The sequence below is a fragment of the Maribacter thermophilus genome, assembly GCF_001020565.1.
GTDB classification, from domain to species: domain Bacteria; phylum Bacteroidota; class Bacteroidia; order Flavobacteriales; family Flavobacteriaceae; genus Maribacter; species Maribacter thermophilus.
This window is the reverse complement of sequence record NZ_LDAS01000001.1, coordinates 256,500-278,305: the sequence shown is the minus strand read 5'-3', so window position 1 is coordinate 278,305 and position 21,806 is coordinate 256,500. Positions and strand designations below refer to the sequence as shown.

General features: G+C 39.1%; 14 protein-coding genes. 9 read left to right on the top strand and 5 right to left on the bottom strand.

Annotated elements, in window-relative coordinates; genetic code table 11:
- Positions 1 to 78: 78 nt before the first annotated feature.
- Positions 79 to 2,151, bottom strand: coding sequence for an HD family phosphohydrolase (locus tag AB657_RS01260; protein ID WP_232304824.1), 2,073 nt, complete (start codon positions 2,149 to 2,151; stop codon positions 79 to 81).
- 97 nt (positions 2,152 to 2,248) lie between these two features.
- On the opposite strand from AB657_RS01260, the gene AB657_RS01255 reads away from it, so the two are divergent.
- Both AB657_RS01255 and AB657_RS01250 read left to right on the top strand, forming a co-directional pair.
- Positions 2,249 to 3,424: an acetyl-CoA C-acyltransferase gene (locus tag AB657_RS01255; RefSeq protein ID WP_047244848.1), complete on the top strand. Its 1,176-nt coding sequence runs from the start codon at positions 2,249 to 2,251 to the stop codon at positions 3,422 to 3,424.
- A 17-nt stretch (positions 3,425 to 3,441) separates the two neighbouring features.
- Positions 3,442 to 4,191 (top strand): C40 family peptidase, encoded by a 750-nt coding sequence (locus AB657_RS01250; RefSeq protein WP_047244847.1) that lies wholly within the window; start codon positions 3,442 to 3,444, stop codon positions 4,189 to 4,191.
- 59 nt (positions 4,192 to 4,250) lie between these two features.
- Here AB657_RS01250 and AB657_RS01245 read toward each other — a convergent pair whose 3' ends face one another.
- Entirely contained in the window at positions 4,251 to 5,513 is a 1,263-nt protein-coding gene (locus AB657_RS01245; RefSeq protein WP_047244846.1) for a tetratricopeptide repeat protein, read from the bottom strand.
- A gap of 24 nt (positions 5,514 to 5,537) precedes the next feature.
- Complete coding sequence (gyrA, locus tag AB657_RS01240; RefSeq protein WP_047244845.1) at positions 5,538 to 8,078, bottom strand: DNA gyrase subunit A; 2,541 nt, start codon at positions 8,076 to 8,078, stop codon at positions 5,538 to 5,540.
- Positions 8,079 to 8,336: 258 nt separating this feature from the next.
- Between gyrA and AB657_RS01235 the strand changes: the two genes are divergently transcribed.
- Entirely contained in the window at positions 8,337 to 10,889 is a 2,553-nt protein-coding gene (locus AB657_RS01235) for an ATP-dependent Clp protease ATP-binding subunit (RefSeq protein ID WP_047244844.1), read from the top strand.
- 204 nt (positions 10,890 to 11,093) lie between these two features.
- Positions 11,094 to 11,495, top strand: coding sequence for a hypothetical protein (locus tag AB657_RS01230; protein ID WP_047244843.1), 402 nt, complete (start codon positions 11,094 to 11,096; stop codon positions 11,493 to 11,495).
- Between the two features lie 41 nt (positions 11,496 to 11,536).
- Here the strand turns inward: AB657_RS01230 and AB657_RS01225 are convergent, their stop codons facing one another.
- Positions 11,537 to 13,087: a bifunctional ADP-dependent NAD(P)H-hydrate dehydratase/NAD(P)H-hydrate epimerase gene (locus tag AB657_RS01225; protein ID WP_047244842.1), complete on the bottom strand. Its 1,551-nt coding sequence runs from the start codon at positions 13,085 to 13,087 to the stop codon at positions 11,537 to 11,539.
- A gap of 269 nt (positions 13,088 to 13,356) precedes the next feature.
- Between AB657_RS01225 and thrA the strand changes: the two genes are divergently transcribed.
- The 3 genes from thrA to thrC are packed head-to-tail and all read left to right on the top strand — an operon-like array spanning position 13,357 to position 18,064.
- Positions 13,357 to 15,798 (top strand): bifunctional aspartate kinase/homoserine dehydrogenase I, encoded by a 2,442-nt coding sequence (gene thrA, locus AB657_RS01220; RefSeq protein ID WP_047244841.1) that lies wholly within the window; start codon positions 13,357 to 13,359, stop codon positions 15,796 to 15,798.
- Between the two features lie 2 nt (positions 15,799 to 15,800).
- Positions 15,801 to 16,721 (top strand): homoserine kinase, encoded by a 921-nt coding sequence (locus AB657_RS01215; RefSeq protein ID WP_047244840.1) that lies wholly within the window; start codon positions 15,801 to 15,803, stop codon positions 16,719 to 16,721.
- Positions 16,722 to 16,768: 47 nt separating this feature from the next.
- Entirely contained in the window at positions 16,769 to 18,064 is a 1,296-nt protein-coding gene (gene thrC, locus AB657_RS01210; RefSeq protein WP_047244839.1) for a threonine synthase, read from the top strand.
- On the opposite strand, the gene AB657_RS01205 is transcribed toward thrC, so the two are convergent.
- Positions 18,061 to 19,671: an aminopeptidase P family protein gene (locus tag AB657_RS01205; RefSeq protein WP_047244838.1), complete on the bottom strand. Its 1,611-nt coding sequence runs from the start codon at positions 19,669 to 19,671 to the stop codon at positions 18,061 to 18,063. The two genes, thrC and AB657_RS01205, sit on opposite strands and share 4 nt — an antisense overlap.
- A gap of 133 nt (positions 19,672 to 19,804) precedes the next feature.
- Here AB657_RS01205 and gcvT point away from each other — a divergent pair, with 133 nt between their 5' ends.
- On the top strand, positions 19,805 to 20,890 hold the full coding sequence (gcvT, locus tag AB657_RS01200) for a glycine cleavage system aminomethyltransferase GcvT (RefSeq protein WP_047244837.1): 1,086 nt from the start codon (positions 19,805 to 19,807) through the stop codon (positions 20,888 to 20,890).
- Positions 20,891 to 21,805: a glutaminase gene (locus AB657_RS01195; protein WP_047244836.1), complete on the top strand. Its 915-nt coding sequence runs from the start codon at positions 20,891 to 20,893 to the stop codon at positions 21,803 to 21,805.
- Position 21,806: the final 1 nt, after the last annotated feature.

Here is a 21,806-nt window from a genome sequence, read left to right as displayed (position 1 = left end):
CGGATGCAAATGTAAATTTATAAGCATTATTAAACAACTATTTTCTTTATTTTTTTTAAAGTTATTACTACACTCTTATTACTCAGGATATTCCACCCGTAAATGATAGATGTTTGTTAACTTCTGTTTAAAGATTTTCTTGATTATTTCTATTTCTTTAAAGGTTATATCGGCATTTATAAACTGGTTTGCCTTCATTTGCCCTGAAATAATCTTATCAACAAAAGCATCAATAATAGAAAACGTGGGGTCCTTTAAACTTTTAGATGCCGCCTCTACAGAGTCTGCCATCATTAATATCGCTGTTTCCTTGGAAAAGGGCAATGGACCAGGATACCTAAAATCTTCCTCGTTCACCTCTTCTTCCAACTCTTTCTGCTTTTTATAAAAATAATACACAAACGTAGTACCATGGTGAGACCTTATAAAATCTATGATCCTATCCGGTAAATTATTCTTCCTCGCAATCTCTATACCGTTTATCACATGGTCTATGATAATTTTTGCGCTTTCTTTCGGGGTAATGTCATCATGTGGGTTTACATTGGTAATCTGATTTTCGGTAAAATAAGTAGGATTGTTCATTTTACCTATATCATGGTATAATGCCCCTACCCTTACCAACATGGCATTCGCACCAATTTCATTAGCGGCGGCCTCTGCTAAATTGGCGACTTGTAAAGAATGATGAAAAGTTCCTGGAGCCTTATTGGAAAGCTCTTTTAGTAGTTTAGAATTGGTATCGGATAATTCTAACAGAGACACATCCGAGACCAGACCAAAGACTTTTTCGTATATATAAATTAACGGTTGCACAAACAAGGTTATCATTCCGTTCAACAGAAAAAGACCAAGTGAAAACCATGAAATATTATCCAGGTTACCTTCATGGATTATATGAAAAGCCAGGTAGGCCACAATATAGATCAGCGTAATCTGCCCTACGGATATAAAAAGATTGGCCCTTTTATATAGCTCAGAAACCGTGAGTATCGTAACAATACCGGTTATAATCTGAAGAAAGATATATTCGAAACTATTAGGTACCACAAATCCCAAAATAAGCACTGTAAGCACATGTGAAAAGAGCCCCAACCTAGCGTCGAAAAATGTTTTTAGAATCAAGGGCAATATACAGAGCGGCACCACAAACACCAGCGTATCATCATATTTAACTACCATGGTGGTGACAAACACCATAAGTAGAATATTAAAGACAATGAACGTTACCTTTGTATTGTTCTCATATACAAATGGCCTATACCGCTTTAAAAATAGATATAGCATTATCAATACCAAGGCTACCAATACGGTATATCCTATTAATATAAAATAGTAATTGTTTTCTGTCCATAGCTCAGATTCATACTCTGCTTTTAAAGACTCTAAAATCTTTAAATTCTCTCCTTCTACGACCTCTCCTTTTGCTATAATCAGTTTACCCTCATCTACGGTACCCCGGGTATAGCTAATCTTAGAAAGGGCATCTTCCCTACTTTTTTGGGTTAAATCGGCATCATAACTAACATTGGGCACGATAAGATCAAAAAAGAGGGTTTGAAAATCTTTATTAAACCCCTCCAATCCTTTTTCTACAAGCTTCTCTTTAACCAGATTGTCAATTTCGGTAACCCTATAAAAATCAGAAATCCTTACTCTTTCGGCTTCGTTGTTCTTTAGTAAATAAATGGTGGAGCTGGAGCTACTTATCTGTTCTGCACTGCTCCCGATTATTCCATTTTTGTATATCGCACCCAGTAAATCCTCTGCCGTAGTTTTTAAAAGTCGTTTTTGAAAGTCTGAAAGTTCGTAATCACCAAAAATTTCCTCGAACTCCAAATTTAATTCATCGTAAACCTCATCAACTACTTCCTTATTGTACCTAAAATATTGACCACTAGTGTTCTCTATTTCCTGTTTTTCTTTATTAATCTCTTCTTCTGTTTTTTTTATTGAAAAGTCGAAGGGAGCATATAGGGTTTCAAACTGCCAAGGTTTTCCTTTTTGAAACTCATACTTGAACTTACCGCCCTTAGGAAAGAAAAAAACAATAAACCCGATGGCTATAACATAAAGTACATACTTATAGATAAGAGACTGTTTTTTATAAAGATTATCCAATTGATATATATTTAAAGTATGTAATTTCAAAAATAGAAAATATAACCATACGATCAGGAATTGGAGCAATAAGCATACTGTTGCCCCAGAATTTTAGTAATTTCGCTAAACTTAAGATTTTAATAATATGAAAGAGGTTGTTATCGTTTCCGCCGTACGTACGCCCATAGGAAGTTTTATGGGAGCACTTTCAACGGTTACCGCTCCAAAACTTGGGGCAGCTGCTATTAAAGGAGCCTTAGAAAAAATTAACCTTAAACCCCAATCTGTCGATGAGGTATTAATGGGGAATGTTGTACAGGCCGGCACCGGGCAGGCGCCAGCTAGGCAAGCGGCCATTTATGCCGGTATTCCTAATACGGTACCCTGTACCACCATAAACAAAGTTTGCGCCTCCGGTATGAAAGCCGTTATGCAGGCCGCCCAAGCAATATCTTTAGGAGACGCCTCTATTGTAGTGGCCGGAGGAATGGAAAACATGAGCTTAATTCCACACTACGCCTATTTAAGGTCCGCAACAAAATTTGGCCCTTCCTCTTTATTGGACGGAATGCAAAAAGACGGATTGGTAGATGCCTATGACCAAAATGCCATGGGTGTCTGTGCAGATGAATGTGCCAATGAATATGAATTTTCAAGAGAAGACCAAGACAAGTTTGCCATACAATCTTACGAAAGATCGGCAGACGCTTGGAACAATGGCAAATTTAAAAATGAGGTAGTTCCCGTATCCGTTCCCCAAAGAAGGGGCGAACCTGTCTTGGTTTCGGAAGACGAGGAATACAAAAATGTTAAGCTAGAAAAAATACCAAGCCTAAGACCCGCTTTCTCTAAAGAAGGTACGGTTACGGCCGCAAATGCCTCTACTATAAACGATGGTGCAGCGGCATTAATACTGATGAGTGCCGAAAAGGCCAACGAATTAGGTTTAAAACCATTGGCCAAAATAAAAAGTTATGCCGATGCGGCACAAGAGCCAAAATGGTTTACGACAGCGCCTGCCAAAGCACTACCCAAAGCTTTGGATAAAGCCGGCATTACCATAGATGATGTTGATTATTTTGAATTTAATGAGGCCTTCTCGGTCGTTGGCCTTGCCAATATGAAACTTCTAGGTTTAACGGACAAAAATGTAAATGTTAACGGAGGTGCTGTTTCTTTAGGACATCCATTAGGTTGTTCGGGAGCACGTATTTTGGTAACCTTAATCAATGTTCTGGACCAAAATAATGGAAAAATTGGTGCTGCAGCTATTTGCAATGGTGGCGGCGGAGCTTCTGCCGTAGTTTTGGAAAAACTTTAATTTCCTGCAGAAAGCATATGCAATACGGTATTTGTCCTTTAAGTATAGTTCCTCTTAGATATTCGCCCGAAGAATCGTCAGAGATGATGAGCCAGTTATTGTTCGGTGAACATTTCAAAATTTTGGAATCCCGAAAATACTGGTCTAAAATTAGGGTGGCCTATGATAATTGTGAAGGATGGATACCTAACAATCAATTACTTTTTATATCCAAAGAAGAGTATGAGGCCATACAAAACAAGGTAAAATGCCACACTTCTGACCTAATCGGTTATGTTGAACATAACAACAGCATGTTAACACCTATTCTATTAGGTTCTTCCATGAACAATACAGAAAGTTTATGTGTTAAGTTTGACGGAAACAAACTTCAAGGCATGCAGAAAAAGGAAAACCTTGTAAAAACCGCATTGTTATACCTGAACTCCCCCGGTTTAAACGGTGGCCGAACTCCTTTTGGCATAGACGCTTCGGGACTAACACAAATGGTCTATAAGATCAATGGATATGAACTGCTAAGGAATGCTGAACAACAAGCTACCCAAGGTGAAGCTTTGAGTTTTGTGGAAGAAAGTGAAGCCGGTGACTTAGCCTTTTTTGACAATACCAATGGCATTATAGATCATGTAGGTATTATCATGGACAATAATTATATAATACATGTTAATGGCACGGTCAGAATTGACCGTATAGACCATACGGGTATTTTTAATAATGACTTACGAAACTACTCGCATAAGCTAAGGGTCATCAAAAAAATAATCTAAAAAGTAAAAAGGCCCTGAAATTCAGGGCCTTTTATATTTTATGTGTTTTACAAGTTTTATTACTCGCCCAACATCTTTTTAATACGCATAAAGTTTTCGTTATCCCCCATGGCTCCATAGATATTTTTTAATTGCGTTAAAATACCTTGGTTGTCAGGATTTGTTTTTAAGGCATCTTCCAAAACGTTGGCACCTTGCAAGAACAAATCATCTTTCTGCGTTTTTAATTCATCGTATCTGGCTATATCGGCTCGTGAATTACCCAATGAATTCATTTCGTCGATTAGCTTATTACCTTCGTTTACGTAAGTTGTAGAAAGGTTCAAATAGGCATTGGTATAACTAGGATTGATTTCTATCGCCTTTTTGTAAGACTTTCTAGCTTCTTCATAATTTCCTTGTTCCATATTAATAACACCAACATTATAGTGTAAATCTGGATTATCGGGAGCTAGCGCAATAGCTTCTGCCATCAAGTCCTTAAACTTATCTTTATCGCCTAATTTAAAATACAAATTAGCCTCGTTCAAAATAAGGTTAACATCATTGGGATCATTGGCCCTAGCAGCCTTATAGGCTTCTAACGCCTTATCGTCTTGCCCTAATTGAGTGTAAATCAAAGCTGTGTTTTTAACAATTTCCGCCTTTTTAGAAGGTGTCTTATCGTCGACAGGATCTTTATATGCACCTGATTTGATCATCAAATCTCTTTGTACCTTATCCATTGTTTCAACCTCTCCGGTAGCCACATTGGTCGCTTTATAGACAACCCCACTTCCATCATAACCGACCTCTTGAAGTTCGTTATAATACTTTAGGGCGTCTTCATAATGCCCACCGTTAACTGCACTACTTGCAGCGTAATAAAGGTAAGAAGTGTCTTTTGGGCTTATCTTATAGCTCATATACAACTTCTCAGAAGCTTCTTTAAAGTTCTTCTTTTCATTGTCCGCTACGGCAGAGTTTACCAAATCGGCAGTTAAACTGGCTATATATTCATTGGTCTCGCTAGAATACTTTTTCTTGCCCGTTTTTTCTTCAATATCCAAAACTTTTTTAAAAGAGGATACCGCCTCTTCAAAAGCACTATCATCTCCTTTTTTGGCCAAGTCGTTATATATTTTACCTCTTGTAAAATAGTATTGAGCCTGTAACTTTTCATCGGCACTTGATATTAAACCCGAAGCAGCTTCTAATGAGGTTTTTGCCGATGAGGCATCTCCTCCTTTTAGCGCCTTTTCCGCAGCCTTTATCTCATTTTTCTGCGAAAACCCCATCACAGTGAATGACAGCGCCGCTATTATCGAAATCTTAGTTTTCATTTTTTCTTGTTTATTTATTAGTGTTTATGATTCTGTTTCTTCTTCGTTGCTTCCATTATCAATACCCGTGCCATTATCTTCTGGCGTAACCTCAATATCGTTTATATCGGCCCCGTCCAAATTATCCTCATCTTTCATAACCTTGGCAACTGCGGCTATAGAGTCATTGCCCTTAATATTGATAAGTTTAACGCCTTGTGTAGCCCTTCCCATCACTCTAAGGTCCTCTACACTCATCCTAATAGCAATGCCCGATTTATTTATTATCATCAGGTCATCCGAATCGGTTACATTTTTAATGGCTACCAAATTCCCGGTCTTCTCGGTAATACTAATGGTCTTGACACCTTTACCGCCCCTATTGGTAATTCTGTAGTCATCTATACTAGATCTTTTACCATAACCATTTTCGGATACCACTAATAGTTCATCCTCAAAATTATGTACCGAAACCATTCCTATTACCTCATCTTCTTCATGTGCCAGAGTAATACCTCGCACACCAGAAGCGTTTCTACCCATAGGCCTTGTCTTACTTTCTTCGAACCTAATGGCTTTACCGGATTTTAGACCTAAGAAAATTTGACTTGTACCTGTGGTTAGTTTAGCCTCTAACAGCTCATCCCCTTCTTTGATCGTAATCGCATTTATACCATTCTGACGTGGTCTGGAATATTGTTCCAAAGAAGTCTTTTTAACTGTACCTTTTTTAGTGGCCATAATTACATAATGACTATTTACATAGTCCTCGTCCTTAAGATCCTGGGTACATATAAAGGCCTTGACCATATCATCTTGCTCTATATTGATAAGGTTTTGAATAGCCCTACCCTTAGAAGTTCTACTGCCTTCGGGTATTTCGTATACGCGCATCCAAAAACATTTTCCCTTTTGGGTAAAGAACAACATATATTGGTGGTTGGTACCTACGAACAAGTGCTCTAAGAAGTCCTCGTTACGGGTAGAAGATGCCTTTTGACCAACACCACCCCTATTTTGGGTCTTGTACTCGCTCAAAGGTGTTCTTTTGATATATCCGGCACGAGATATGGTTATGACCACCTGCTCATTAGGTATCATATCTTCCATACTTAAATCACCACCGGCAAAATTGATCTCTGATCGGCGCTCATCACCATACTTTTCTTTTACCTCAAGAAGCTCATCCTTAATAATTTCCATTCTACGCTCCTTTCTAGCAAGAATATCTTTAAGGTCGGCAATGGTCTTTATTACCTCATCGTACTCTGTACGTAATTTGTCTTGCTCCAGTCCGGTAAGCTGACGCAATCGCATTTCTACGATGGCCTTCGCCTGTATTTCGGTCAACTTAAACCGCTCCATTAAATTCTCACGTGCTTCATCTGCGTTTGAAGAAGCCCTTATTATAGCTATTACCTCATCAATATTATCGGAGGCAATTATAAGACCTTCAAGAATATGGGCTCGATCTTCTGCTTTTTTCAGCTCAAATTTCGTTCTTCTTACAACAACATCATGCCTATGCTCCACAAAATGATGAATCATTTCCTTTATGTTCAGCAACTCTGGCCTACCGTTTACCAAGGCGATATTGTTTACACTAAAAGAGGTCTGCAATGCCGTGTACTTGAACAAGGTGTTCAATACAATATTTGGAATAGCATCTCTTTTTAAGATGTATACGATACGCATACCATTACGGTCAGACTCGTCACGTATCGTAGAAATACCCTCTATCTTTTTATCGTTGATCAAGTCGGCCGTTTTCTTGATCATATCGGCCTTGTTCACTTGATAAGGAATTTCGGTAACAATAATACACTCGCGACCTTGAACTTCTTCAAAAGTAGCTTTTGCGCGCATTACTATTCTGCCTCTTCCAGTATGGAAAGCCTCTTTTACACCATCATAGCCGTATATGATTCCCCCGGTAGGAAAATCCGGCGCTTTGATGTGCGTCATCAGCTCATCTATCTCTATATCGTGGTTGTCTATATAAGCGACCGTACCATCGACCACCTCCGAAAGGTTATGTGGAGGCATATTGGTCGCCATACCCACCGCAATACCCGATGCCCCGTTCACCAAAAGATTGGGGATTCTTGTAGGCAATACGGTCGGTTCTTTCAAAGAATCATCAAAATTCAACTGATGATCTACGGTATCCTTTTCTATATCTGCCAACATATCGTCCGCAATCTTGCGCATACGCGCCTCGGTATAACGCATAGCCGCCGGGCTATCGCCATCTACAGAACCAAAGTTACCCTGACCATCTATAAGCATATACCGTAAACTCCACTCTTGAGCCATTCTTACCATGGTATCATAAACAGATGTATCTCCATGAGGGTGGTATTTACCCAAAACCTCACCCACGATACGGGCAGATTTCTTATGGGCACTATTGCTTCTAACCCCAAGTTCGTGCATTCCGTAGAGTACACGCCTATGCACAGGTTTTAATCCGTCGCGCACATCTGGCAGTGCTCGTGACACTATGACCGACATTGAATAATCAATGTAGGCAGATTTCATTTCTTCTTCTATGTTAATAGGAATCAATTTTTCACCTTCCGCCATTGTAAAATCTTAATTGTTTTTTATTAGTAAAAAAGCATGCCAATATACGCAAAATCGATGCCTTCAAAGAAAGATAAAACGTATTTATTCAATATTTTATTAACATACCCACAGGGTAAAATGGTTAACAATTATTCTTTCATTCTCTTTGATTTAGGCTACTTTTTTCGTCATTTAGAATAACTTTAACGAATATAGGTACGGTATTTGCCCATGATTGAAGGAGATTTAGTAATTTTATAGTTGATAATAGAGTATATGGATGATAATTTTTCACCTAGAGTAAAAGATGTAATTGCCTACAGCAAGGAGGAAGCATTAAGGCTTGGCCATGATTTTATTGGCACTGAGCACCTAATGCTTGGTCTTCTCAGGGATGGTAGTGGCAAAGCTATAAGTATTTTAGATGCCTTGGACGTAGATTTAGATCATTTACGAAGAAAGGTAGAAATTCTTAGTCCTTCCAACCCAAATGCAGGAGGCATACAAAAAGATAAGAAGAACCTACATTTGACGAGGCAAGCGGAAAGAGCGTTGAAAACTACATTTCTGGAAGCGAAGCTTTTTCAAAGTTCTTCTATAAACACAGCACATTTATTGTTGTGTATCTTACGAAACGAAAACGACCCTACTACTAAGTTGTTACATAAACTTAAAGTAGATTATGATGGCGTAAAGGAACAGTTTAAGTTTATGATCACTAGTGACGACGATATTGTAGATTCACCAACATCAGAATCTTTTCCTAGTGATTCTGACGATCCCAACGACGGAAAAGAAAGCACCTTCGGTTCTAGCCCAAGCCCAAAAGGAAATAAAAAATCAAAGACACCGGTCTTGGATAATTTTGGCAGGGACCTTACACAAATGGCAGAGGAAAACAAGTTGGACCCTGTTGTAGGCCGTGAAAAGGAAATTGAACGTGTGTCGCAGATATTAAGTAGAAGAAAAAAGAACAACCCCCTACTGATCGGGGAACCAGGTGTCGGCAAAAGTGCCATCGCCGAAGGTCTGGCACTACGTATCATCAACAAAAAAGTTTCCAGAATTCTTTATAACAAAAGAGTGGTTACCCTTGACTTGGCTTCATTGGTGGCAGGTACAAAATACCGAGGCCAGTTCGAAGAACGAATGAAAGCGGTAATGAACGAATTGGAAAAAAATGATGACGTTATCTTGTTCATCGATGAAATCCACACCATTGTCGGTGCAGGTGGAGCTACAGGAAGCCTAGACGCCTCCAACATGTTCAAACCTGCCTTGGCCAGGGGAGAGATCCAATGTATAGGAGCTACTACCTTGGACGAGTACCGACAGTATATCGAAAAAGACGGTGCTTTGGAAAGAAGGTTCCAAAAGGTCATCGTAGAACCCACAAGTGTAGAGGAAACGATAGAAATCTTACATAATATAAAAGGAAAGTACGAAGACCACCATAATGTAAGCTATACGGACGAAGCGATCGAAGCTTGTGTTAAGTTGACCAACCGTTACATGACCGATAGATTTTTGCCCGACAAGGCCATAGATGCCTTGGACGAGGCCGGATCAAGAGTACACATTGTAAATATGGACGTGCCTAAACAAATTCTAGAATTAGAGAAAAAGCTGGAAGATGTAAGGGAGTTAAAAAACAGTGTGGTCAAAAAACAAAAATACGAGGAGGCAGCCAAGCTCAGGGACGATGAAAAAAGTCTTGAAAAAGAATTGGCCATTGCCCAAGAAAGATGGGAAGATGAAAGCAAGCTTAACAAAGAAACGGTTACCGAAGACAATGTTGCCGACGTTGTTTCGATGATGAGCGGTATTCCCGTAAATAGAATCGCACAAACAGAAAGCAATAAGTTGGCCGAATTGCCAAACCTTATAAAAGCAAATGTAATAGGACAAGACGAAGCCGTAGCGAAAGTCTCAAAAGCCATACAAAGAAACAGGGCCGGTCTAAAAGACCCCAACAAACCCATTGGTTCCTTTATATTCTTGGGCCAAACCGGTGTTGGTAAAACACAGCTGGCCAAAGTAATGGCCAAAGAGCTTTTCGATTCTGAAGACGCCCTCATCCGTATAGACATGAGCGAGTATATGGAGAAATTTGCCATTTCTAGATTGGTAGGTGCCCCTCCAGGATATGTGGGATACGAAGAAGGTGGACAGTTAACAGAAAAAGTTCGCAGAAAGCCTTACTCTGTCATCTTGCTAGACGAAGTCGAGAAAGCCCACCCAGACGTCTTTAACATGTTGCTTCAAGTATTGGACGATGGCTATTTGACCGATAGTCTTGGTAGAAAAATTGATTTTAGAAACACTATCATTATCATGACCTCCAATATTGGGGCACGACAACTAAAAGACTTTGGACAAGGAGTTGGTTTTGGCACGGCAGCTAAAAAAGAACAGGCCAGCGCACACCAAAAAGGCGTTATAGAAAATGCCCTGAAAAAAGCGTTCGCCCCAGAATTCTTAAATAGGATCGATGATGTCATCGTGTTTAACGCCCTAGAAAGGGAACACATACACCAAATCATTGATATAGAACTATCTAAGCTATACAAGAGAATTAAGGGAATAGGTTACACCCTTAAACTTTCTGAAGATGCCAAAGACTATATTGCCGAAAAAGGTTTCGATAAGCAGTATGGAGCAAGACCTTTAAAAAGGGCCATTCAGAAATATATAGAAGATGCCTTGGCAGAGGAAATAGTAAATTCAAACCTTGAAGAAGGAGATACCATATCTATGGCTCTTGATAAAGAGAAAAACGAATTGACTATTAAAATCGAAAAATCAGAAGAATCCTCCAAAACAGAATAGATTCAAAGTTTATTAGATCGATAAAAAAGGGAGTCCGTATAAAGGCTCCCTTTTTTAATACAAATCATTTCTACGCGTAAGAATAGAAATACAAAGTTTTATTGCCAAACGCAGTATGAACGATATTTCCGCCTTTAATCTAAAAAGTTATCAAAAGGCAACCAATCCACCTACTTTCGCTACAGACACTATTATACAAATAAAATGAAGGTTGGATCTGTGAAGAAAAAAGTCATAGTACGAGAATATGAACTAGAGGTTGGAAAAATACAAGTTTTTGAAGATTACATGGTAGCTATCTTTGATGAAGGTGCCACGTTAACATTGGAAAGAGCATACCAAATAATAGGTATTTCGGAAATTCATTTCAGGAACAAGAATTTTGGTTATATAAGCCTAAGAAAAAATTCTTACGCCATAGACCCTACCATTTATACCTATCTCAAAGAATTAGACAATCTAAAAGCATATGCTATCGTTTCTATTAAAGAAATAGATATGCACAACTTTAAGATCGAAAAGCTTTTCTACAAAAAACCTATGAAGTTTTTCATAGAGTACGATAACGCCTTAAAATGGGTCAAACGCAGGGTAAAAACAAAATAACTCTTTACAATACCCTATAACACCCCGATACAAACATATATTTACTTATTGCCTGCATTATCTTCGGGTTCTTGTTGCACTTGTTCGGGAACCTTAAAAAGATCTAGATAAGCATTTCCCAGGCCTTCTATTATATCGGAGGCCAACAATGCTTGGTATCCTGTTCTTTCTACTGTCAGGTCGGCAGACCTACCATGAAGATAAACACCAAAAACAGCAGCGTCCAACGGATTATATCCTTGCGCCATCAATCCTGTAATTACCCCGGTAAGCACATCGCCACTGCCGGCCGTACCCATACCCGGGTTACCTGTTGTATTCACATATCCCCTATCGCCATAAACGGTAATGGTATGCGCCCCTTTTATAACTACAATACAATCATACTTTTTTGAAAACTCCTTTGTCTTTTTCAGCTTATCAAAGTCGTCTTCCCATTTCCCTATAAGCCTTTCCAATTCTTTAGGGTGGGGAGTTAGCACAGCTTGTTTGGGTAGCAATTCCATTAACTCCTTATTTTCAGAAATTATGTTCAAGGCATCTGCATCGATTACCAATGGCAACTGATTTTTCTTTAGAAAGTCTCCAAATGCCTGTGTTGTACTATCGGCCAAGCCCATACCCATGCCTATACCAATTACGTTTGGCGAAATATCGTACTCAATTTTTAAAAGAGAAGATTCACCACTTGTTAATACCATTGCCTCTGGCAAAGAAGTCTGCAAAATGTCATAGCCACACTTTGGCAACAAACAGGTAACCAGCCCGCTTCCCGATTTCAGGGCTGCCCTACCGGCCATGTTTACAGCTCCGACCTTTCCATAACTACCCCCGACCAATAAAGCATGTCCATAAGTTCCTTTGTGCGAAAATTTAGTTCTTGGATGATAAAGTGGCAAAACCTCATTCTTTGAAATAAGCTCGTACTCAGTTTCCGTTTGCATTAAAAACTCATTGTCGAGTCCTATATCCAACACTTCCCATTGCTCAATAAATATTCCTGTTTGAGGTAGAAAAAATACCAGTTTTGGAAATTGGAAACTTAAAACGTAATTAGACTGTATTACCGACTTTTCATTTTCCGGAACTTTATGTGTAAAAAGCCCAGAAGGTATATCTACCGAAAGAATGAACGCTCTTGAAGAATTTAAGTGTTCCACTAACTTAACAACCCAATTATCAGGCGTTCTATTCAATCCGATACCAAAAATAGCATCTACGATGATATCATCTTTGTCTATAGTGGGCAAATCACTTGCGGCCTCTAAAAAAGTAGGCCATATTTTTCTATCTTTTAACCGGTCAAGGTTTATTAGAAAGTCTTTTGAGCGCTTTTCGCTATAATTAACCACATAGACCTGTATATTGTAACCATGCTCCATCAAGTGCCTGGCAAGTGCCATGCCGTCACCCCCATTGTTTCCTATACCACAAAGTATATGGATCTTTACCGGAGCCCCCTGCATGCGTATATGCAACCAATTAAAAATTTGAACCGCAGCCCTCTCCATAAGTTCATCACTCGTAATTTGCTGCTTCTCAATTGTGAATTTATCAGCGGCATAAATTTGTTCGGCACTAAAAAGTTTCATTTTCTATGTAATTGTATTAAAAAGTAACGATTCTATAAAAATTTGTATAATCATTTGATTAGCACCTCAAATGTACTACTTTTGACCATCATCATTTTATTATGAACTGTATTAGTACTGACATAAAATTCGTAATCGATACCACAAGTAATTGTTTACCTACTATTACGGTATTGTTCACCCCAATGGGGTAATAGACTATGCACCTCCGTCCCCGTGTTCGTTAACACAACATATTTCTCGATAAGACAACATACAACAACATTAGAATGAAAGTTTTAAAATTCGGTGGCTCCTCAGTGGCCAGTCCAGAAAATATTAGCAAAATAAAAAATATATTATCGTCCTATAATGACAAGATAATACTTGTAGTTTCTGCCTTTGGTGGGGTAACGGACCAATTACTCAAAGCCGGGAGCTTGGCCGCCGGTCAGGACGATTCTTACAAAGATACATTTCAAGAAATTGAGACCCGTCACCTAGATACCATCAAGAAACTCATTCCTATCACCAACCAAAGTAAGGTCTTGAGCAAAGTAAAGAGTGAACTGAACGTGTTGGAAACACTTTTGGAAGGCGCTTTTTTTATAGGTGAAATAACCCCCAAACTATCCGATAAAATCGTAAGTTTCGGAGAGCTGCTTTCTTCATATATAATTAGTGAGTTCTTTATTTCCCAAGGTTTGGACTGTTCTTACAAGGACAGTAGAGAACTTATAAAAACACATAAAATCGGCGGAAAAAATACTGTTGATTTCAAACAGACGAACAGTAATTGTTCTTCATATTTTAAACCTGCCAAGGCCAAAATCATAGTTTGCCCCGGCTTTATTGCTTCGTCGGCAAATGGAGACATTACTACATTGGGCAGAGGAGGATCGGATTATACGGCGGCCATATATGCCGCCGCAGTAGATGCGGATATTTTAGAAATATGGACAGATGTAAGTGGTATGTACACTGCAAACCCCAAAATGGTAAAGCAAGCAAAGGCAATACCCCATATTTCATACGAAGAGGCTATGGAACTGTCCCATTTTGGTGCCAAGGTTCTATATCCCCCCACCATTCAACCTGTATTGGCAAAAGGCATATCCATCAACATCAAAAACACCTTTCAGCCCGAAGAACCAGGTACTTTGATAACAAAATCAAAAAATGAAAAAGGAAAAACGGTCAGAGGTATAAGCCATATCGGAAATATGGCCCTACTTTCTTTAGAAGGTCCGGGCATGGTCGGTATTCCTGGTATTTCCAAAAGGTTTTTTGAAGTACTTTCGCAAGCAGATATTAGTGTGGTACTTATTACCCAAGCTTCTTCGGAACACTCCATTTGTGTAGGTATTTCTGCCGATGATGTTGAAAAATCGGTAGAGGTAGTGAACGAGGCTTTTGCTTACGAAATGGAACGCGGTAGAATAAAACCCGTACACCCTGAAGAAAACCTTGCAATCGTAGCACTGGTAGGTGATAACATGAAGAGCCATCAAGGACTTAGTGGCAAAATGTTCAGCACATTGGGCAAAAACAATGTTAATATCAGAGTAATAGCCCAAGGAGCATCAGAGAGAAATATATCGTGCGTAATCAACGAAAAAGATGTAAAAAAAGCGTTGAACGCCCTGCACGAAGAATTCTTTGAAGAGAACATAAAACAACTGAACCTCTTTGTAATGGGGGTCGGAAACGTTGGAGCTAAATTCCTGAACCAAATTAAGTTACAGGATAAATACTTAAAGAAAAACTTAAAGCTGAAACTACGCGTCATCGGTATATCGAATTCGCGCAACATGTATTTTGATGAAAAGGGAATAGACCTTAATTCATGGAGCGATCAATTGGCTACAGGTGAAAAGGCGGACAAAGCCTCTTTCATCAAAAAGGTGAACGAAATGAATTATCGAAACAGTATATTCGTTGACAATACCGCCAGTCATGAAATAGCAGAAACATACAGCTCTTTTTTAAGTAACAGCATTTCTGTGGTTACCTGCAACAAAATAGCATGTTCTTCGGAATATGGCAATTACGCCCACCTGAAATCTTTGGCACGTACATACAATGCCCCTTTTCTATTTGAAACCAACGTTGGTGCCGGTCTGCCCATAATAGATACTCTTAAAAACCTTATCGCATCAGGCGATAAAATATTAAAGATACAAGCGGTACTGTCAGGAAGCTTAAACTTTGTTTTCAACAATTTTAATGACACCACTACTTTTCACGATATTGTAAAAAAAGCACAAGAAGAAGGATATACCGAGCCCGACCCTAAAATAGATCTTAGCGGTATCGATGTAATGAGAAAGATTTTGATTCTGGCCAGGGAAAGTGGTCATATTCTAGAAATAGAAGACATAAAAAACAAACCTTTTTTACCCAAAGAGAGTTTGGAAACAACGAACAATGAAGATTTTTTCAAGTCATTGACAAAATATGAGGACGACTTTCAAAAAATGTTCGGCGATGCCAAGAAAAAAAATAGCAAGTTAAAATATGTGGCGAAATTTGAGAATGGAGAGGCCAGTGTTGGCCTTGAACAAATTCCAAAGGGCCATGATTTCTACAATCTGGAGGAAAGCGACAATATTGTTTTGTTTTATACAGAAAGATACCCTAACCTACCAATGATTATTAAGGGTGCCGGAGCTGGAGCCGATGTTACCGCATCCGGAATTTTTGCCGACATTATTAGAATTGGTAATTTTTAGTTATGAACGAAGTTAAAGTATTTTGCCCCGCAACTATAGCCAATATCTCATGTGGCTTTGATGTTCTTGGTGTTGCCCTAGATGCGGTCGGAGATGAAATGGTGGTTCGAAAAACAAAAGAAAAAGGAATAAGAATTACCAAAATCGAAGGACAGGACCTGCCAATGCAAGCAGAAAAAAATGTTGCCGGCGTAGCCGGACTTGCATTTTTAGACGCTTCTGAGTATGAGGGTGGTTTTGAAATCGAAATCAATAAGAAAATAAAGCCCGGAAGTGGTATCGGTAGTAGTGCAGCAAGTTCGGCCGGCGCCGTATGGGCCATGAACCATTTATTAGGAAGCCCCTTTACACCGACAAAGCTTGTTACGTTTGCCATGGAAGGTGAAAGACTGGCCAGCGAAGTTGCCCATGCAGATAACGTGGCCCCTGCCCTATTTGGCAACTTTACCTTGATAAGAAGTTATACCCCTCTTGACATTGTGCCCATAACCGCTCCCCAAGAATTGTATGCTACGGTGATACATCCGCAAATAGAGGTAAAAACATCTGACTCTAGAAAAATACTCAGAACTACCATTTCTATGGAAACCGCCATTAAACAATGGGGTAATGTAGGAGGTCTTGTTGCCGGACTCTTAAAGGAAGATTACGAATTGATAGGCCGTTCTCTAGTGGACCATATTGTAGAACCTATCCGCTCCATTCTAATTCCAGGTTTTGACCAAGTAAAACAGGCTTCTATCAATGCAGGTGCATTGGGTTGCGGAATTTCAGGGTCGGGACCTTCTATTTTTGCATTCAGCAAAGGTGAAAAAACAGCTATCAATATTGGAAACGAAATGAAACGGGTCTACGAAACAATTGGAATAGATTACGACATACATGTTTCCAAAATTAACCAACAGGGAATCAAAATACTTTAAATTTAAGTTGGTGAAACAACCATTTAAAAACATAAAAAAATACTACATTGAATTTCTATAGCCTAAACAAACAAGCTCCCTCCGTCTCTTTCAAAAACGCGGTTATCAACGGTATAGCTCCGGACAAAGGGTTATATTTTCCAGAAAGGATAGAACCGCTGCCTAAAAGCTTTTTTGAAAAAATAGAAGATTTATCAAATTACGAAATAGCCTTTAATGCTATTCATCAATTTGTAAGCGATGAAATACCCAATGATACCTTACGAAAAATACTGGCCAATACACTAGACTTTGATTTCCCCGTAGTAGATATCGAGGAAAATGTTGCTACACTAGAGTTATTTCATGGTCCTACAATGGCGTTCAAAGATGTCGGAGCACGCTTTATGGCTCAATGCCTTGGTTATTTTTCTAAGGACGAAAACAGCGAAGTCACCGTTCTAGTTGCCACTTCTGGAGATACCGGTGGTGCTGTCGCCAATGGGTTTTTAGGGGTTAACGGTGTAAAAGTCGTAATACTCTACCCAAGTGGTAAAGTAAGTGATATACAAGAAAGGCAACTGACCACTTTAGGACAAAATATTACCGCCTTGGAGGTAGATGGTACTTTCGACGATTGCCAAGCCATGGTAAAAAATGCTTTTTTGGATGATGATCTGTTGAAAAAAATGAAGCTGACGTCGGCAAATTCCATTAATGTAGCCCGTTGGCTACCGCAAATGTTCTATTTTCTTTTTGCTTACAAACAGGCAAAAACCAAAGGAAAAGAAATCGTATTCTCGGTTCCTTCTGGCAATTTCGGCAATATATGTGCAGGAATGGTAGCCCAAAGATTGGGTATGCCCGTAAAACATTTTATTGCCGCTACCAATGTTAATGATACTGTACCAGAGTACATGACAACACAACAGTACAATCCCAAACCTTCCACTGCGACCATTTCAAACGCTATGGATGTGGGAGACCCTAGTAACTTTATTAGAATCAGACACCTGTTCGATGATGATTTCAACAAACTAAAATCAAATCTTTCTTCTTTCTCGTTTAACGACAAAGAAACCAAAGATGCCATACTACAGATATATAGTTCTAACGGATATTGTGCAGACCCCCATGGTGCCGTAGGTTATTTAGGGTTAAAAAAGTATCAAGCCGATCACCCGAACACCTATGGCATATTTTTAGAAACCGCCCATCCGGTTAAATTTCTTGATATTGTAGAAGAAACAATAGATGAACAATTGCCAATACCACCACAGATAAAAAAAGTTATGGACAAGGACAAAAAATCCGTTAACATAAAGACCTATTCGGACCTAAAGACTTTTTTACTAAACCGTTAATCTAGCTTAGGTAGTACAAAATCATCCAAAGGACTGAGCTGTTTCATCATTGTCTCAATGGCCTCTGTAGTTCTTGGCGCCATTGCCGATAAATTTACAGGACCGTCATCTGTAATAAGGATATCGTCCTCTATACGCACGGCAATACCCCACCATTTTTTATCGCAATTACTACCTTCTGGAATATAGATACCGGGTTCTACGGTTATTACCGTATTGCTCTTAAAGGGTGCATAGGTGCCTTGATCATGAACATCCAATCCCAAATAATGCGAGGTGCCGTGGGGAAAATAAGTTCTGGCCTCTTTTGCTTCCTTAATAATCCCCAGTCTCAACAGACCATTGGCCACTACCTCTGCCGCCGCCTTGCCAGGAGCCTGAAAAGGTGCCCCTACCACACTGGCCTTAATACCGGCTTCCTGCGCTTCATACACAATATCATAGATGGCCTTTTGCTCTGCCGTGAATTTTCCATTTGCGGGAATTGTACGGGTTACGTCCGCAGTATAACCGTGATATTCCGCTCCAAGGTCCATTAAAACAAGATCGTTACCTACTTTGGCCTTATTGTTCTCGATATAGTGTAAAATACAACCATTATTTCCACCACCCACGATAGAGGGGTACCCTTCATATTCTGCCCCATACTTTTTATAAACATACTCATGAACTCCTTGAATCTCAGTTTCCGACATATTCGGATGCATCGCTTTCATAACTTCAATCTGCCCTACCGATGAAATTTCTATCGCCTTTTTCAACAACTTCATCTCTTCGGCGGTCTTAGTTTCTCTCAACGTACTCATAATTTCCGAAATCATACTAGAATCAAGATTATTGGCCTCTAACTCCAACGAAACCTTTTGTTTTATTTCCAATCTTTTCTCGTTGTTGGGCGCATTAACAAATTCATAAAGAAATTCTTCGTTCCTTAAATCTTCATAGTAATCTAAATACCTACCAACTGTTTGGGCAACATTGGCACTATTCTCAATTTCCGTAGCCTGGATCATAGAGTACAACTGTTGCTTTTGGGGATTATAATCCGACGGATAATTAGCTTTTACCTTAAATGTTTGTATTAAATCGAAAAGGTCGGCATCACCTTGTTTATCGCGATAATCATTTTCAAAATCAAAAAAAGACACCTTATCAAAAGAAGTAAAGTCTACAGGTACCTTTTTGAACTCACTGCCATTATAGGCCATTTTAAACCCTAGTTTATCAACAACACCTTCAACTCCTAAGCGTTTACCGGTCCACTGTTCTTCTTTAGCATTCCTTTCTTGCACATAAATCAACTCATCAAACTCGTTTCCTTGAGCATCTTTCTGTGGCTCAGAAAAAATAAGCAATACGGCATTAGGTTCTCTATACCCTGTTAAATAGTAAAAATTAGGGTCTTGGTGGTACACATAATCAACGTCATTGGCTCTATTTCTTTCCGCATTTGCAAAAAATACCAGAACACTGTTACTGGACATTAATTTTCTAACCTCTTGTCTTCTCTCTTTATGAAACTCGGCGGATAAAAAATCTGTTGGCACTTCTTGCGCCCATATCATGGTCGAGACAAACAAAAACACCCTAAGCATACAGAATTTCATATATTAAATTTTAAATGGTCGATAGTCTAAAACAAATTACTAAAAGTAAGCCAAAAATTATGTAAAACATAAGAAGGGCTTCTCATGTTATCCTTATTTAATTCTATAAATTTGCACATTATAAAATAAATCTATGAAAAACACAGCACTTTCCTCTACCCATGAGGCCCTTGGAGCTAAAATGGTTCCTTTTGCAGGTTATAACATGCCCGTATCGTATGAAGGGGTAAATGCCGAACATGAAACCGTTCGTAACGGTGTAGGTGTCTTTGACGTATCGCATATGGGAGAGTTTTTAATAAGTGGCCCCAGTGCCTTGGACCTTATACAGAAAGTTACTTCCAACGATGCTTCAAAATTAACCATAGGCAGGGCCCAATATAGCTGTATGCCCAATGAAACCGGAGGCATCGTAGATGATCTTATTGTATATAAAATCAAGGAAGAGCAATATTTATTGGTAGTAAATGCTTCTAATATTGATAAGGACTGGAACCATATTTCTAAATACAACACCATCTTTAACGCAGAAATGCGCAATCTATCGGATGATTATTCACTACTCGCCATTCAAGGCCCCAAGGCAGTAGAGGCAATGCAATCGCTGACCTCCATCGACTTGTCGGCCATAAAGTTTTATCATTTTGAAGTAGCCGATTTTGCAGGCATAGATTCTGTCATTATTTCGGCAACAGGTTACACTGGATCAGGAGGCTTTGAAATATATTGTAAAAACGACGAGGTTAAACAAGTATGGGACAAAGTTTTTGAAGCCGGGGCGGATTTTGGAATCAAGCCTATAGGACTTGCCGCCAGAGATACACTAAGATTGGAAATGGGCTATTGTCTTTATGGCAACGATATTAACGACGAAACCTCACCCTTGGAAGCTGGCTTAGGATGGATTACCAAGTTTACCAAAGATTTTGTGAACAGTGAAGCGCTAGAAAAAGAAAAGCAACACGGTCCTGAAAAAAAATTGATAGCCTTTGAATTGGACGAGCGCGGAATTCCTAGACATGATTACGATATCGTAGATGGACAAGGAAAAAAAATAGGGGTAGTTACCTCTGGAACCATGTCCCCTTCTTTAGGAAAAGGAATAGGTCTTGGATATGTACCAACTGTTTTTTCTGAAACAGGGAGTAAAATCCACATTCAAATAAGAAAAAAAGCGGTTCCGGCTACCGTTGTAAAGCTTCCATTCTATAAAGGATAAATGCCAAATTTTCAAAAAATTATCGAATCCGTTTATAACGAAACATGCAACCTTCCCGATATCGGGAAGGTTGCTACTTATATTCCAGAACTTGCGGAAATAAGCAGTGAAAAATATGGAATCCATTTACTGGATATCGATAAAAATGAATTCTCTTTTGGCGATACCCAAGAACGTTTTTCTATTCAAAGTATTTCTAAAGTACTGACCCTATCCATGGCCATGAGCCTTATCGGAAAAGAGGTATGGCAACGTATCGATGTTGAACCCTCGGGCGACCCATTTAACCATTTATCTTTATTGGAACAAGAAAATGGCATCCCCAGAAATCCATTGATCAATGCCGGTGCCATCGTAATAGCCGATATTCTTGTTAGCCAATTAAAAAATCCTAAAGAAGAGTTTTTAGAGTTTGTAAGAAACCTTGCCGGCGACCAGACTATAAAGTATGATGAAAAAGTTGCTCTTTCGGAGAAACGGACAGGTTACAAAAATTATGCGGCAGCGAATCTTTTAAAATCTTACGGAAACCTTCAAAATGACGTTATAAAAGTATTGGATTTTTACTTCCATCAATGCTCACTGTCAATGAACTGTGCACAATTGTGCGATACTTTTTATTTGTTCATCAATGAAGGAAGGTGCAAGAACAATCACAAACATCTCGATAAAGGATTAATAAAACGTATAAATGCCCTAATGCTAACTTGTGGTTTTTATGATGAAGCAGGGGAATTTGCCTTTAGGGTAGGTTTACCCGGCAAAAGTGGCGTTGGCGGTGGCATAGTAGCTCTTCTGCCAAATAAATTTTGCGTAACCACTTGGTCTCCGGGCCTAAATAAAAAGGGGAATTCTACACGCGGTATGGCCGCTTTGGAAAAATTAACTTCAGAATCAGAATTGTCAATATTCTAAT